Genomic DNA, 15,960 nt, shown 5'->3' with positions numbered 1-15,960 from the left:
ATGGAGTCAAGCACGGATGTGCACGTAGAAAGTGCACGTATTCAGAAGCAGATTGAGAACCATTTAGGTATAAGTGGCAACAGTCTGCTTTTTGAATTCAGGCAAATAGACAACAAGCTGCGCCTCGACCTGATCACGGTAAACCCGCGCCACCAGCAATCGTTTCTGTTCCACTCCGAAACAGGTTACGATAAAGTGGATGTGCTGCGTAAAATGCTGGACTATGTTCAGAGTTACCGCGATAAAGAGAGCTCGTACACCGTGCAATGGATGGCCCGCGACGACAAAGAGTTGCAGACATCTTATTTCAGGGCGCGTAATATGTATGAGGCACTTGATAAGTTATACTATGGCCGCGATATGAACACAATTACCGTTTTCAGTGTTGTGCTTAATCCGGTCTCCTAAAAAATAAAATATTATGATCACAGTATCAGATAAAGCAAAAGAGAAAGTAATAAAGCTGAAGCAGGATGCACAGCTGGACGACACCTTCCGTTTGCGCGCTTCTGTTGCGGGTGGCGGCTGCTCTGGCCTTTCGTATAAACTCGATTTTGATGATGAGGTAAAACCCATGGATCAGGAGTTTGAGGACAAAGGCGTAAAAGTAGTAGTGGACATGAAGAGCTTTTTATACTTAGCCGGCACCGAACTTGACTTCTCGGACGGCTTGAACGGTAAAGGCTTCTACTTTAACAACCCTAATGCATCGCGTACCTGTGGCTGCGGCGACAGCTTCTCGGTATAAAATCAAATCCACATAAAACAGGAAGGGCTGCTATACTTTAGCAGCCCTTCCTGTTTTATGTCACTAGCTTTATACTTTCTTAAAGCGCTTGGTGATTTTGTTTCCTTTAGCATCCTGCAGCACTAGCACATACATACCACTGCTCAAAGCACTTATATTTATACTTTGTTCAGCCTCACCGGTTAAAGAAGCCTGCAGCAGTTGTTTTCCCATTACATCTACTACTACTGCTCTACTATACTTCTGCGCCTGAGGCAGCAGTACATTTAAATTATGCGTGGCCATAGTAGGATAAACCTGCACATCAGCTTCAGACACAACCTTGGAAATGCTTACAAGGCGAGAATAAGTATAAGTACCATCTTCATCTACTTGCTTTAATCTATAATAAGATATACCGCTTAAGGGCTGTTGATCTGAGAAATTATATGTAGTAACCCGATGTGAGGTACCTGCACCCTTTATAAGACCTATACCTTCAAAAACACGCCCGTCAGTACTTCGCTCAATTAAAAAGTGATCATTGTTTTTTTCGGAAGCAGTCTCCCAGTACAATTCTACTTTATCTGCTTTTGTGGTAGCCTTAAAGTTTTTAAGCTCAATTGGCATGATTGTCGGTCCTGAACCCGCATCTGTTCTCCATGTAAGGCTAACATCATCTATGGCCAAACCGTGGTCCGCTTCTGGTTCATCTGCATCTTTCCAGCGCAGCATGATGTAATGCCCGGCTGGAATATTAACTGCTAAAGTATGGAAAAGCATTCTCCTGTTCTCGGCAGCATTACCGTTCAGCGCCATTCCTGCTGTATGATAAACCGGAGAGTAGAAGGTAAGCTCATTCACTTTCGTCCAGCCTTGATCGCCCGAAGGCCATAAGTTAAAGGAGTTTTTATCGCTGCTTATGGCATACCAGAACGTTATATGATGAATACCGGTTGTTCTATTGCCTGTTCGCCACTGTTCACCAACATAATTTATGTCAAGCGACATAATATTGCTGCCAGTATTATTCTGAAGTAGCAAGCCATAAGCAAATTCACCTGCTGTTGCAGATCCTAACGCACCCAGTGCTCTATCTGTTAAGTTAGATTCACCATAGCTATAGAGATTACCAGCATTCCAGGATCCTGCGCCAACTACAAGGGCGTTAAGGTCAGGCTTGGTCCTATGCAGTCTCCAACCTGTAAAATACTCAGTACCACTCACCCAGGTGCCATTGGAATTACTAGGCAGCCCATCGAAATTCTGGCTGTAGTAAGTATTATACTTGCTCATACTTACCTGTGCCACAGCGATAGAGCTAGAGAATAACCCTATCAGCATGATACTCCCAAAAACCTTTTTAAACAGCGTAAATTTGTGTTTCATACCTTAGAAAGAGCGAGAAAAAATTAGATGCATTAATATTTTAACCTGCCAGATGCTACTTCAGATTATTGCACCAACTTTTGGATTCTTAATAAAGTTCAACACTCAAAATTTATTTAGCGAAATAGTTATAGTTTAAAAGCCGGTAAATAAAAAGGCCTGCTCTACTTAAAGAACAGGCCTTGTATATAGATTACAATTATAGTTACAGCACTTGCCCCATCCCGAAAAGCAGCACGAACAGCAGCGTAGTTATAGCCATTTGCTTTAAGTATGGGTCAAGTTCTTTAGAGCTCTGCTTGCGCCATACATTTAAACCATTAACTATAACCAATGGCAAGGCAATTAGAAACAGCAGCTGCCAATAGCTATAGAAATTCATGGCCACGTAAACTGCCGCACTCAACACACCACCGGCCAAAAGTATAAAATGGTACATACGCGCTTTTACAGGCCCTAATCTAACCGGAATTGAATTCTTACCTGCTAGTGTATCAGATTTTATATCCCGAATGTTATTCACATTAAGAACAGCTGTAGAGAAGAACCCACAGACTAAAGCCGGAAGTATAACCAAAGGCTGTAGCTGCTGCGCTTGCAAATAATAGGTGCCCAACACGCCAACCAAACCAAAAAACACAAACACAAACACATCTCCCAAGCCAGCATAACCATAAGGTTTATCTCCGGCTGTGTAGTTGATTGCTGCCCATATAGAGGCCAACCCAAGGGTAAGGAAAAGTATAAACAGCAGCATACCATCTGTACCAAATGCTACCCAAAGCAATAGCAATCCGGAAACCAACGAAAGTATGCTAAATACCACCATACCCGTTTTCATGTGCTCGGCTTTAATGTGGCCTGCCTGCACCGCACGCATAGGACCTTCACGGTGTTCGCTGTCTGCACCGTGTTTGGTATCGCCATAGTCGTTGGCTAGGTTAGAGAGTATTTGCAGGAACAAAGTCGTTAGCACACAAAGTGCTACTATAAGCCCGTTAAAGTAGCCATTCGCAGCTGCCATAAAGCCCCCCATGCCAATACAAGATAACGCAAGAGGTAAAGTACGCGGCCTAAAAGCCGAAATCCAGGCCTTTACCAGACCTGGATTTTGTGATATGTTCTGTGATGTGTTGTTCAAAGTATAAATTTGTTTGCCGAGATTGATTTGTTACGGCAAGATAAAATTACTTCTGAATAGCTGCCAGAATTTCTTCTCCCATAGGCTTTGCCTTAGAAGGGAAAAAAGCTACTACTTCTCCGTTTTCGTTAACAAGATACTTGCAGAAGTTCCAGTTAGGCTCTTCGTTATTAGGTGCATTTTGCGCTAACCAAGTATAAAGCGGGTGTTTATCTTCTCCTGCTACAGATATTTTATCAAACATCTGGAACGTTACGCCATAGTTTTTCTGGCAGAAGCTAGCAATTTCTTCGCTGCTACCAGGCTCTTGGCCACCAAAGTTGTTTGCCGGGAAACCAAGTATCACCACTTTATCATTGTACTGCTCGTTCAGCTTCTGCAGGTCCTCATACTGCGGTGTAAAACCACATTCAGACGCAGTATTTACCAATAATACTTTTTTGCCTTTATACTGCGAGAAGTCAATTTCTTTACCCCCCAGCGACTCCATCTTAAAAGTATAGAAATCGCTTTTGGTTGCGGTGTTTGATGCTGTTTCTGTTGCCATAGTTTCAGTTGATTTAGTTGCCTTGTTTGGCTCTTTACAGGCAGAAAATGCCATTAAAGCAGCCGCAGTTAAGAAAGCAATGTTTTTGTTCATTTGAGTTTAGTTATACTTATGCAGAAACAGCAGGTTATACTTTTTGTTTTAGTTATAAAGAGACTAAATATTACACTACATACGCTCCGGCACCTCTATGCCTAGCAGCCCCATGCTCTGGCGAATCATACGTGCTACCATTGCCGATAAAGCAATACGGAAGCTGCGAGCCTGCTCGTCAGTTTCGTTAAAAATGGAAATCTCCTGATAGAAGCGGTTGTAAGCTTTTGCCAACTCATAAGCATAGTTAGCGATTACAGAAGGTGCATATAGATTAGCAGCCTCTTTCACAACAGCCGGATAGTTTACCAGTTGTGTAATAACCTCCTGCTCTGTTTCATGCAATTTCTCGATAGTATCAAATGCGGCTACGTCAACACCAATTCCCAACTCACTGGCTTTGCGAAGTATAGCTGAGATTCGGGCATGGGTATATTGCACAAATGGACCGGTATTGCCACGGAAATCAATAGACTCCTGCGGGTTGAACAACATGCGTTTTTTCGGGTCTACTTTTAACAAGAAGTATTTCAACGCACCCATTGCCAACGTATGATACAGTTCCTTCGCCTGCTCCGGTGTAAAACCTTCTATCTTGCCAAGTTCCTCAGTTTGCTGGCGTGCCGTGTCGATCATTTCCTGCACCAGTTCATCAGCATCTACTACTGTGCCCTCACGAGATTTCATCTTGCCCGAAGGAAGGTCTACCATGCCGTAAGACAGGTGGAAAATGCCATCAGCATAAGGTTTGCCCAGTTTCTTTAGTGCAGCCTTCAGTACCTGGAAATGATAATTCTGCTCATCAGCCACTACATACACCGACTGATCGTATGGAAAGTCGTTATACTTTAGCTCAGCCGTGCCCAGGTCTTGCGTTATGTATACAGAAGTTCCGTCAGCTCTTAAAAGCAGCTTCTCGTCCAGGCCTTCGTCAGTTAAATCAACCCATACAGAGCCGTTCTCTTTTTTGAAGAACACCTCCTTCTGCAGGCCCTCCTCTACGCGCGCCTTACCTAAAGTATATGTCTCGGATTCGTAATAGAACTTATCAAAGTCAACGCCGATGGTACGGTACGTTTGGTCGAAGCCGGCGTATACCCAGCTGTTCATGGTTTTCCAAAGATTTACCACGTGCTCGTCGCCCTGCTCCCACTTTAACAGCATGTCCTGTGCTTCCAGCATCCAAGGGGCTTTTTTCTTCGCCTCCTCTTTCTCCATGCCCTGCGCTACCAGCTCATCGATCTGCTCTTTATAGCCCTTATCGAACAGCACGTAGTATTTACCTACTAAATGGTCGCCTTTAATGCTGCTGCTTTCTGGTGTTTCGCCGTTACCCAGCTTTTCGTAAGCCAGCATCGACTTGCAAATATGTATACCACGATCGTTTACCAGGTTCACCTTCATCACCTCATGCCCGTTCGCTTTCAGTATCTCGGCCACAGAGTAGCCCAGGAAGTTGTTGCGCAGGTGCCCCAGGTGCAGCGGTTTGTTTGTGTTCGGCGATGAGTACTCTACCATTACATTACGGCCGCTTGCCTCTGCCTGCCCAAAGTCTGGATTCTGCATTAGGTCACGGAATAACTCCAGCCATTCTGTATCCTCAACTTCCAAGTTCAGGAAGCCCTTTACCACGTTAAAGTCTCTGATCTCTTTTGCGTTCTCCTTCAGGTACTCACCCAGCGCCTGGCCAATTTGCTCAGGGCCTTTGCCCACCTGCTTGGTGTAAGGAAAAGTAACGAAGGTGAAAGAGCCGGCAAACTCCTTGCGCGTAGGCTGCAGGGCAATTTGCGAGGCATCAACCGTAATATTGAACAAAGCTTGCAGCGCCTGGCTTATGCTTTGGCTAATGGCGTATTGTAATTGCATTAATGTATGGCTGTACTTTTAGATTCTCGGAACAAGATAGCCTCTGTAGCTGTCTCTAGTATATCGAAGGCGTTCTCGGCCATCGTGTTTTCGGTGTCTAATGTCGGGTTGATTTCTGTCATCTCGTAACACACAATGCGCGGGTCCTGCAACAGGTGGTAGTTAAGGTCTTTCGCCTCCTGCACCGTAAGCCCCACCTCTACCGGGGTACCCGTTCCTTTAGAGAACTTCGAGTCCAGGCTGTCCACGTCAAACGACACATAAATAATATCACAGTCTTTCAGGCGGCCAAGTGCCTCGGCAGCAACCTGCTCTGCACCTTTTTTCACAAACTCAGCATACGTAAAATTCTTAATGCCGTGTTTCTGGATAAGGTAATCTTCCGGTTCTTCGGTGTCGCGCACCACAATGTATACCAGGTGCTCCGGCTTTAGCTTTGGCCCGTTATATCCCAGTTTTTTTAAAGAGTTCCAGAAGAAAATCGTCTCCGGCTCCGGTTCGTTAATCTGGCGGTCCAGGTTATCCAGGTTCAGAGCCATGGCCAATGGCATGCCGTGCACGTTGCCAGAAGGCGAAGTATAAGGAGAATGTATATCGGCATGGGCATCTACCCATATCACGCCTAATGTTTTATCTGGATGGGCTGCTTTTATACCTGCTATGGTGCCGTGTGCATTAGAGTGATCTCCGGAAAGCACTAGCGGGAACATTCCCATATCAATGGTCTGCTCTACAGCGTTGGCGATGTTCTTTTGTACTGTCAGGATGCTATCGATTCGGTGTGCGTTTGGGAACACATCCTTATCAAACAATGTATAATTAAGGTCCGGTACGCCAATAGAGTTAAAGCGCTTAAAATAATCACAGCCTTTGTCCCAGCAGGCTACGCGCAGGGCATCAACGCCCATACTTGCACCGCGTGTTCCGGCACCTAACTCAGACTTTACTTCTATCAGTTTGATTTTTTTCATGTGTTAGTTTTTTGATCTTATCGGCCCACATGCAAAGCTCACCTATTTATTTTTCACACTTAAATGGGTGTGATTAAAATAAATTAATGAACGTTTCACATAATCTGAACAAAGTTTTTGCAAAGATGGTAAAATACAATCAATATTGCATGTTTTCTTACTACACCACCACAGAATGGATAAATATACCGACCTGATTCACCAAACTTTCGACTTCCCGACAGACGAATTCCAGGTAGAGAATAATGAGCTCCTGTTTAATGGCATTCCGCTAATGGACATTATCAAGCAATATGGAACTCCTTTAAAATTAACATACTTGCCAAAGATTAGTTCTCAGATTCAGCGTGCCAAGCGCCTGTTTAACGAGGCTATCGAGAAATTAGATTACCAAGGCACGTATACTTATTGCTACTGCACCAAGGCATCGCATTTCTCATTTGTGCTGGAAGAGGCGCTTAAGAACAATATTCATATCGAGACCTCTTCTGGTTACGACATGCAGATTGTGCGTTCGCTGTACAAGAAGGGTAAGATAGACAAGAACACCTACATTATCTGTAACGGTTTTAAGCGCAAGCGCTACCGTGAGTGGATAACTGATTTGATAAACGATGGCTTTGTAAACTGTATGCCTATACTTGACCACCTGGGCGAGATAGACTATTACAAAGAGAACGTTAAAAACAAGACCAAAGTAGGTATACGCCTGGCCTCCGACGAGGAACCTAAGTTTGAGTTTTATACTTCGCGCCTGGGTGTGCGCTACAATGATGTGATAGACCTGTATGAGCAGCAGATAAAGCCGGACGACAGATTTGAGCTGAAGATGCTGCACTACTTTATCAACACAGGTATTAAGGATACATCGTACTACTGGTCTGAGCTTAGCCGTTTTGTACATAAGTATGCCGAAGTAAAGAAAGTATGCCCTGAGCTGGATACGATTGATATTGGCGGAGGCTTCCCGATTAAAACCTCTATACAGGCAGATTATAACTACGCGTACATGGTAGAAGAAATTCTGCGTACGATTAAGCGTATTTGTAAAGATGAGGGTGTTCCGGAACCAAATATTTTTACTGAGTTCGGTATTTTTACGGTAGGCGAAAGCGCAGCCAACATATACTCTATACTTGACGAGAAGCTACAGAACGACAAAGAGTTATGGTACATGATTGATGGCTCGTTTATCACGAACCTGCCAGATGCATGGGCACTAAACCAACGCTGGCCATTACTTGCCGTGAACCATTGGGATAAATCATACCGTAAGATACAGCTTGGCGGCATGACCTGCGATAGCCAGGACTACTATAACTCAGAGATGCACTCGTTCCAGGTATTTTTACCAAAAATCCCTAAAAACGAGCCATTATACATTGGTTTCTTTCATACAGGAGCATATCAAGAACAATTAAGTGGTTATGGCGGTATAAAGCATTGTTTAATACCATCGCCGCAGCACATCCTCGTAGATAGAGACGAGGAGGGGAACTTAAAAACCTGGCAATTTGCACCGGAACAAACTTATGAATCAATGTTGAAGATACTTGGCTACGAAGTATAACTTTGTAGAAACGATGTTTTTAGTAAGTGTCTTTGGCTTTTAATTGAAAAGTTATATTTTTGATCTCAATTCCCAAAACAACAGTAATATGAAGAAGTTATTAGTATTCGGTGCTCTATGCCTGGCAATGGCATCTTGCAAAACGTACTGCCCAGCTTATAACTATAACTTAGGTCAGCTGGAAAACGAGGCTGCTAAAGAGAAGGTTAAAGTATCGGCATCTAACAAAACCACCGTTGAAGTTCAGCGCGCAAACGGCTAATTGATTGCTGTCTGCATAAAAATAATAAAACCGGCTCATTGGCCGGTTTTTTTGTTTTTATCGGCAATTAAGTTTCTTGTTTAAAGCTCGTAGAATTACCTCCTGAAAAGAAAGCAATGTTCAAGGCTATCATTTCTATTGAGCTAAGGGTACAAACCCATACTGCAAAGTCATTTTTAAGCATTGATTCATAAATCGACAAACTAATAACTGATCCATACATTAGTGTTTCAACGATATTCTGCACTAACCGCTTGGTCACATTACCACTATCTGTAATTATCTGAAGCAGGTATACACCATGTCCAAACCTCATAAGGTCAAGAGCCTCATTAAATTCGCCGGCCAAACCAGAAATGCTCTTTCTTAAGACTGTCTGCCCCTTCATATTCAATAGCCTCAGCTCCTGCACTACTCCTGCGTCTAATGACAGCGAAACCTGTAGCTAATTGTTTGTGGGGTTTGGTTATAGCAACATACTCTCTGACTACCCAGATTTCCTGTAGTCCCTGCCAATACAAGTATTGGTTTATCAGGTGTAGTACTTTGGGTTTGTTATGTGAGAGTCATGCTTCTCACTTTAAATAGAAAGCAGGTTACTATGATGAGCTGAAAAGATTAATCTCCCAAAGCTCTAGAAATATTTTACAATTTATTTTTAGACAACTGTAATAATTGCGTGTGTCGTGCATCAAAGGGATATAAATTAAAACAAACACTTAATTGTATCACTTATGAAAAAGGCATTTACTTTAGTACTGACATTTTTCTGCATAGCTACAGCCTTTGCACAGAACAAAGCATTTCAGGTGCAGGTAATCGGCAAAGGCAAACCTATGCTACTCATTCCGGGCTATAGCTGCAGCGGCGAAGTATGGCAAGAAACTGTTGAACATCTCAAAGACAAGTATGAGTGCCATATACTTACTTTGGCTGGCTTTGCCGGAGCACCCGCTATAGATACTCCTATTCTGCAGACGGTTAAAAACGAACTAATAAGCTATGTAAAGCAGAACAAACTAAAAAAGCCTATCTTAATGGGCCATAGCCTCGGTGCCTTTCTAAGCCTATGGGCAAGCAGCGAAGCACCTGATTTATTTGGGAAAGTAATTTGCGTAGATGGTGTGCCCTTTATATCAGCTATGAGAGATCCAAGCGTAACGGCAGCGGCCATGAAAAGCAACCCTTACATGAACCCGGAACAAGTGGTTAAGAATTTCGAATCGTTACCCACAGAGGGTTTTATAGACAGAACAGCCCAGGCCATGAAAGCACAGGTAGAAGACAGTTTAAGAGCACGCCAAATAGCAACCTGGCAATTTAAAAGCGACCGAAAAACGCTCGGACTTACCCTGGTCGAAATATCTACAACTGATTTACGAGAGCAGATAGCGGCAATAAAGCAGCCAGTACTGGTATTGGGCAGCATTTATCAGACTAAAGAGAACAGCTATCGCATCTTAAACGAGCAGTACAACAAATTGCAGAACAAAACCATACATGTAGCCGACAGCAAGCACTTTATTATGTATGACCAGCCCCAATGGTTTAACGCTGAGATAGATACCTTCCTGAAGTAAGTATGACGCAGCAAGAAACTTTTACGCAACTGTACAAACAGTACGCTCCTGGTATCCGGAAGCTGTGTCTTGGCTACACAGGTTCTGCAGCACAAGCAGAAGACCTTTTGCAGGAGTCGTTTATGGCGGTTTGGAACAACATGCCCAAGTACAGAGGCGAAGCCAGCTGGGGCACCTGGATCTACCGGGTAGCCGTAAACTCCTGCCTGCTGTACCTCCGCAAGGAAAAAACTAAGCCTCAAAAAGTTGATGCTGATGCACTACACAACTTGGCTGCGGAAGAGGACAACGAGGAAAACAACGTGCAACTGCTCTATAAAAGCATAAGCAAATTACCAGAAACAGACAGGCTTATTATTTCGATGGTGCTGGAGGAGCTGCCTTACGAAGATATTGCCTCAATTGCAGGCATGTCAGAGAACAACTTGAGAGTGAAGATTCACAGGATAAAAAAACAACTAACAGAGATATTCAATAGCTATGCAAGAGTTTGATGAACTTAAACATTTATGGCAGCAAGAAACTCCAAAGCAGTTTGCCAACTATACACCTGACACTAACAAGGCCGCTACACAAACTAAACAGAAGCTACAAAACGAACAGCTAAAGGGCTCTGTATGCCTTGTACTTACAGCTGTTTTTATTGCGGCCTTAGCTATCTGGGGTAATTTTAATTTTGAGCACTGGTATACTTATGGGGCAATGGCATTGGTCAGTGCTTTATGCCTGGCACAGGCTGCTATCATGTTCTATACTTACCAACAGGTAAAGCAGATCGATGAGACCGCAGTACCAAAGCAGCACCTAAGTCAGTGGGAAGTATATTACGCCTTTCGGAAAAAACTACTGAGATGGAACAAACCGCTATACTTTATCCTCCTGAACCTTGCGCTCGGTTTATACTTTATAGAAGTAATGGCAGGTGCATCCGCTCAATTTCTACTAGGATTTGGTATAATTTACTTTGGATGGATGATTTTTGCCTATTTCTTTATGGGCAGGCGGCTTCTGAAAAAGGAAAGGAAGAGAATTGAAAGTATGATTCAGGAGCTAAAGCAACTGGAAAGACAGTTTACTGAATAACTGTTGATGAGAAGCTAACAAATGATAATGAATAACTACCGAACAACAGGCTAATTTAATTACTAAAAGAAGTATTAGAGCAGATTGTCAGGATTTACTACTCTTGCAAAACTTTTTTAACCTAAAACTCAATTTACGGGTACTATTGGTTACTTATTTAAAAAGCAGCGGTTGGCCTTTCACAAGGTGCCAATCGCTGCTTTTTTAATTTATTGGCTCAGTTATACTTTTCGTACATCCTTCAACTACACACACTAAAGTATAAACTCGCGTTCTACTTTGGTGGCTGGTTTATACTTAACCCAATACCACCGCTTTAGTTTTTACATTGCGTTAAACTGGAAAAGCGAAGAGAACCCAATCCTTAGTCCCACTTCCTGGAATTTACCGTTGTTGAACATGGCAGCTGCCTCTACACGCATAATCCGGAACACGTTATCAAGAGAGTAACCTACTTCGTAAATGTGCGGCGAGTGCTGCGTTTTAAGGTAGTTGAAGAACACATTTTCCCGGATGCCGGTAGCGCGTACCAGCGGTAGCTGTGTGAGCAGGAACTTACGGAACTTATAGTGCGTATGGCCAGAAAAGTAGCTGCTGTTAGTACTATACTGGTAGTAGTCGAGGAGGCGGAACGAACCGGCTGGTTTCAGGCTGCTAAGTATGGTGCGGTTGCCGTCGAAGTGGTGATAGTCCATAAAGTACATGCTGCTGTTGTTGAGGAAGGTTCCTGCACGCAACTCAAACTCCAGGCTGCCTCGTACCCCAAATGTAAAGCCGTGGTTAATGCCCACCTGCACCTGGTCGAAATCTACATCGCTTCCTAGCACACCTGAAATACCTTTGCGGTACATCAGCAGCAGTTCCGGTGAGTTGGTTAGCAAAGGAGTTTTGCGGCCGTTGTAGATGCGGTATTTCTGCACCGGCCTATAGCTAACATTTGCCTCCAGCACAAGCGCCTCATGCTCCGGAAAGGCAGTATCCTCCAGCTCAATATTGTTTGGCAGGCTTGGTGTAAAGGTTCTTTTCTCATCAGAATAAAGCAAACTATAGTTAGTCGTATTGAAGAGCTGGTTTCGCTGCGCCCACTCCACATTACCGTTCACTTTAAGCCATGCCGATGGCTTGTACTCATATCCCAGTTGGGCATACGTTTTTTCATAGATCTTCATGTAGTTGCGGCGGAACAGTAGCGTACTTAGCGTGTTGATGTGCGGGTGGATAGGATCTTCATCACTAAACTGCGACACAAATTTGCCACCGTCTAAGTAAAGTAAGCGCGATTTACCGGCTTGCTTAACCTGATGCGACACGCGCGCCTTGCCATAAAAGTCTTCGCTTGAGAAACCATAGCGCAACGTTGGCGCAAACTCAAAAGAGCGGCGCAAGCTATCGTACTGGTGACGCAGGCGCGCGCCTACATTTACATTAAAACCCTCTACTGTATTGTAGTAGGTGTTGGCTAAGGCAGGCTCTAAGTATAATCTTGTTCTGGGAGAGAGATTGTAGCTTCCACCCATAACAATGTGTGTGGGGTTAAACTTTTTCTTTTTTATAACATTGGTAGAGTCTTTACCTGTCAGCATCGCCGACTTTACCTGCGCCAACGAATCGTCGCGTTGATAACCCTTTACCTCTTTCTGGCTTAGCGGCACCGGGCGTATCGTTTCCCAGTAAGCTGCATCACGTTTAGTGGCAAGTGTGTCTACTTTATAGCTTCGCTCCGAAATTACTTCGGGCTCTTTCTGATCTTTCTCAGCCTCCTTTTCATAACCGGCCATCATCTGCCGGAACTGCTTACGTGTGAGTTTATCCTGGTTGGCCAGTTTCTCTAAATTTGTCCCATCCTTGGCAGGCTTAATAGCGGCAATAGCTTCCGGTACATCCTCCACCTTCTCATCAATTATCTCTTTCGGCGCCACCAGCTTTGTATTTAGCTGTACTTTGTAATCGAAGCAGGATGCCAGGTACTTAAACTCACCGCCGAAGCCCATTACCTTACCAGAGAAGTTAAACTGCTGTGTAGTAGGCAACCAGACAGTTGGCGCTACCTCGGCATAGGTTTGCTTCACCCTTATCGGGAAGCCCATCATACTTGTTTTTAGGTCGAGGCTGTGGATGGCCCAGTAGTTCTCGATGATGTAGATATATCCTTCAAACACATTGTCGCCACGGGAGCGCGGGGTTACTTTTATCTTGTTCACATCGATGTTGCCTTCCCTGAAGCTGCCTTCGTACTGAAACTTATAGTACCCAAAAGCGGTCCGGGCCAGCGGCGACACCATCTCCACCACTTTATCATTATAGAAACTCTGGCTCACAAAGGTCATCGGCGAAACAGAGCCTTTGTTGTCGCCGGAAGTACGGATGGAGATTACCTTTTCGTCAAACTTATTCGGTTGCGCAAACTTTATCTCACTCACCGACTCCAGGGTATAAGCCTCGTTCAGCTTCACGCCCTCCTCCTTCAGCTTGTTCTTCAGGAAGAACGGTGCATTGGTCAGTTCACCAGTACCCTTCACGTATACTTTCATCTGATAGCTGTCGTACTGCAGCAGGTGGTACTTCTTTTTGGCGATAGCCTTACGCATAATGGTGTAGGCAGGGTCCTCGCCCTTGCCTTTTACCTGCACCTCCTTCAGGGCAAACGACTGCTCCCCTAACGTAAAATCGCGCTGCACCCAACCGTCCTTTACCTCTACCTGCACCTGCTGCGCCTCAAAGCCAATATACTTTACTACAATAGTATGTGTACCAGCTGGCAGTTTAATCTCGTACTGCCCGTTGGCGTTGCTCGACGAGCCGTTGTTAAGGTTAGTAATAAATACCGAAGCAAAAGGCAAAGGCTCTCCGCTGCGGCTCTTAATGGTGCCCCTGATGCCCTGGGCAAAAACCGGAATCTGAAGTATAAAAAGTATAAATAATAGAAGGCCCTTAATCGAGTTGCTAGACATGCGCAGTAATATAAAGGTGATGAAGTATACATACAGGCTATGAGCGGCTACTGCTGGTGCTTTTATATCATGCGGCAGCAGTTGGCTCAGATTTGGCTATAGAACGGTGTTATAGCATTAGAGATTCTCTATTAGGAGGTTGTTCAACAGCAACAGCGTTGAGTATGCGAAGGGAGTATGTATTAAGAAAAGTTTTCATAGGAGTAAATTGAGCTTATCTTCAAAGATATAAGTATATACCTTAATAACAATATATAAATGAAGATGCCATACCTTAAAGAAAGGTTGCTTTTGCAATAAAATAATTTACTCCGGGTAGGGTGGTTAGAGGGGAATTGCTAAAGGCCCTTCTAATTCGTTAGCGTCCAAAACAATAATGTCTCTCCAAGAGATTTCACCTTGATGGACATACTTATCTTCGTGATTACAGTTTTGTTTAATAGTTGGGCCAATAAGCCTTTTAAAACTTTGTAGCCGCTATTAGGTGCGGTACTACTTTGTTGCTTTGCTCAAGCTATCTAACTTCATATAATATTCGTCGAGCAAATCATAGATCGCTTTCTGGTCTTTACCTGATGATTTAGAATCCCAATCCGTATTAACTATAAAATACCTACCCATTCTTTTGTCTCTGAAAAACCAAATCACAGAAAACATTCCAGGGTCGCCACCGGTATGCCCGAAATTACCTGTAGAACCAAACCCCATTGTAATTCCTATATTATACTCGTCGCTGCATTCGCTGGAGCTCCTGTTTATGAAGTTTTCTGCCGTTAGCTGTGGTGTAAAGTATTCTCTGTAACTCTGCTCAGAAAGTAGGGTTCCATTGCCATAATACCCTTTTATGAGTTCCAAGGTATACTTACTCATGTCTGAGCTTGTGGTTAGCAGTCCTCCGTCCGGATACCCAATAAGTGAGTAGTAGGGGTATGATGTTTGTTTATCCTGATAAGTGGGGGAATAGTTTGAGAAATCAATTGCATCAAAACTCCAGCCCGACGAATTCATCTTCAAAGGGCGCAAAATATATTGTGTAGTAAACTTACCATAAGTAGTGCCTACTGCTTTCTCTAAAACTAGTGCAGCAAGAGAAGTCCCAACATTTGAATATTCATAAGTACTACCAGGCTTCTTTTTTGAGAAAGCTTCTTTCGAGTACCATTCTCCTCCGGTATCAAGCAGGTATTTTAAGAAATCCTTTAAGGGAATTTTAGTTGATGGAGGATTAAACTTTGTTGGCGAAATGTCTATGTTAAGGTTATTAGCCAAATTAACTGTGTCTCTCAGTACCACATTTCTGGTAAGGTATTCTTCTGTGTCTACTATAGAAGACGTGTGCGTTACCAGGTGCCGGATAGTGATGGGGACCTCCGGGAATTTTGGATTGAACACGTTGAAGGACAGATATTTACTGACTGTATCATCTAAGTTAAGTTTGCCTAGTTCCTGCGCTTTCAGAACGGCAAGGCCAATGACAGTCTTAGAGACAGAGGCAATATTCTGAACTGTATTTTCCGTATACTTGGCGCTTGTCTTGATGTTAGATATCCCAAAACCGTTTTGGTACAAAACCTCTTTATCGTTGACTAAAGCTACGCCAAAGCCGTTGAAACTGGCTGTTTTACTTATTTGGGTCAACTTATCTGTTAACTCTTGTTGAGTTTGCACAAACTCCCTTGAGTGCAAACTCTTTGTCGTGCTACAGGAAGTAACTATAAAAGAGATAACTACAAGTGAAAATAACTTCTTCATATTTTGAATCAATGTAGTCTACTTTCAA

At 43.6% G+C, this 15,960-nt stretch carries 15 protein-coding genes; 7 read left to right on the top strand and 8 right to left on the bottom strand.

The genetic code is table 11. The features are described from left to right. Together WG943_RS06460 and WG943_RS06455 are read left to right on the top strand one after the other, a co-directional pair. Entirely contained in the window at positions 1–408 is a 408-nt protein-coding gene (locus WG943_RS06460; protein ID WP_340407599.1) for a hypothetical protein, read from the top strand. Positions 409–421: 13 nt separating this feature from the next. After that, positions 422–748, top strand: a complete 327-nt coding sequence (locus tag WG943_RS06455; RefSeq protein WP_219878646.1) for a HesB/IscA family protein — start codon at positions 422–424, stop codon at positions 746–748. 69 nt (positions 749–817) lie between these two features. On the opposite strand, the gene WG943_RS06450 is transcribed toward WG943_RS06455, so the two are convergent. The 5 genes from WG943_RS06450 to rocF form a co-directional block, all read right to left on the bottom strand. Then, entirely contained in the window at positions 818–2,116 is a 1,299-nt protein-coding gene (locus tag WG943_RS06450; RefSeq protein WP_340407597.1) for a T9SS type A sorting domain-containing protein, read from the bottom strand. Positions 2,117–2,321: 205 nt separating this feature from the next. Next, positions 2,322–3,257 (bottom strand): 1,4-dihydroxy-2-naphthoate polyprenyltransferase, encoded by a 936-nt coding sequence (locus WG943_RS06445; RefSeq protein WP_340407596.1) that lies wholly within the window; start codon positions 3,255–3,257, stop codon positions 2,322–2,324. A 46-nt stretch (positions 3,258–3,303) separates the two neighbouring features. After that, positions 3,304–3,897, bottom strand: a complete 594-nt coding sequence (locus WG943_RS06440) for a glutathione peroxidase (RefSeq protein WP_445323621.1) — start codon at positions 3,895–3,897, stop codon at positions 3,304–3,306. A 75-nt stretch (positions 3,898–3,972) separates the two neighbouring features. After that, on the bottom strand, positions 3,973–5,763 hold the full coding sequence (gene argS, locus WG943_RS06435) for an arginine--tRNA ligase (RefSeq protein ID WP_340407595.1): 1,791 nt from the start codon (positions 5,761–5,763) through the stop codon (positions 3,973–3,975). Beyond that, on the bottom strand, positions 5,763–6,734 hold the full coding sequence (gene rocF / locus WG943_RS06430; protein WP_340407594.1) for an arginase: 972 nt from the start codon (positions 6,732–6,734) through the stop codon (positions 5,763–5,765). The genes argS and rocF overlap by 1 nt, the downstream gene beginning before the upstream one ends. 175 nt (positions 6,735–6,909) lie before the next feature. Between rocF and WG943_RS06425 the strand changes: the two genes are divergently transcribed. Together WG943_RS06425 and WG943_RS06420 are read left to right on the top strand one after the other, a co-directional pair. After that, on the top strand, positions 6,910–8,304 hold the full coding sequence (locus WG943_RS06425) for an arginine decarboxylase (RefSeq protein WP_340407592.1): 1,395 nt from the start codon (positions 6,910–6,912) through the stop codon (positions 8,302–8,304). A gap of 88 nt (positions 8,305–8,392) precedes the next feature. Next, on the top strand, positions 8,393–8,566 hold the full coding sequence (locus WG943_RS06420; protein ID WP_340407591.1) for a hypothetical protein: 174 nt from the start codon (positions 8,393–8,395) through the stop codon (positions 8,564–8,566). Positions 8,567–8,633: 67 nt separating this feature from the next. Here the strand turns inward: WG943_RS06420 and WG943_RS06415 are convergent, their stop codons facing one another. Continuing rightward, a complete protein-coding gene (locus WG943_RS06415; RefSeq protein WP_340407589.1) occupies positions 8,634–8,978 on the bottom strand; it encodes a T9SS type A sorting domain-containing protein in 345 nt (114 codons plus the stop codon). Positions 8,979–9,300: 322 nt separating this feature from the next. On the opposite strand from WG943_RS06415, the gene WG943_RS06410 reads away from it, so the two are divergent. From WG943_RS06410 to WG943_RS06400, 3 genes are read left to right on the top strand one after another with little or no spacing between them, the layout of a single operon-like run. Beyond that, positions 9,301–10,146 carry an alpha/beta fold hydrolase gene (locus tag WG943_RS06410; RefSeq protein WP_340407588.1) on the top strand — a complete coding sequence of 282 codons (846 nt, stop codon included), beginning with the start codon at positions 9,301–9,303 and terminating at the stop codon, positions 10,144–10,146. A 2-nt stretch (positions 10,147–10,148) separates the two neighbouring features. Continuing rightward, entirely contained in the window at positions 10,149–10,640 is a 492-nt protein-coding gene (locus tag WG943_RS06405) for an RNA polymerase sigma factor (RefSeq protein WP_340407586.1), read from the top strand. After that, complete coding sequence (locus WG943_RS06400; RefSeq protein WP_340407585.1) at positions 10,627–11,229, top strand: hypothetical protein; 603 nt, start codon at positions 10,627–10,629, stop codon at positions 11,227–11,229. Before WG943_RS06405 ends, WG943_RS06400 begins: the two co-directional genes overlap by 14 nt. 323 nt (positions 11,230–11,552) lie before the next feature. Here WG943_RS06400 and WG943_RS06395 read toward each other — a convergent pair whose 3' ends face one another. Next, complete coding sequence (locus WG943_RS06395) at positions 11,553–14,180, bottom strand: DUF5686 and carboxypeptidase regulatory-like domain-containing protein (protein WP_340407584.1); 2,628 nt, start codon at positions 14,178–14,180, stop codon at positions 11,553–11,555. A gap of 492 nt (positions 14,181–14,672) precedes the next feature. Next, a complete protein-coding gene (locus WG943_RS06390) occupies positions 14,673–15,932 on the bottom strand; it encodes a serine hydrolase domain-containing protein (protein ID WP_340407583.1) in 1,260 nt (419 codons plus the stop codon). Positions 15,933–15,960 lie beyond the last annotated feature (28 nt).

The organism is Pontibacter sp. H249, from assembly GCF_037892465.1.
Lineage (GTDB): Bacteria > Bacteroidota > Bacteroidia > Cytophagales > Hymenobacteraceae > Pontibacter.
This window is presented reverse-complemented; position numbering and strand designations above follow the sequence as displayed.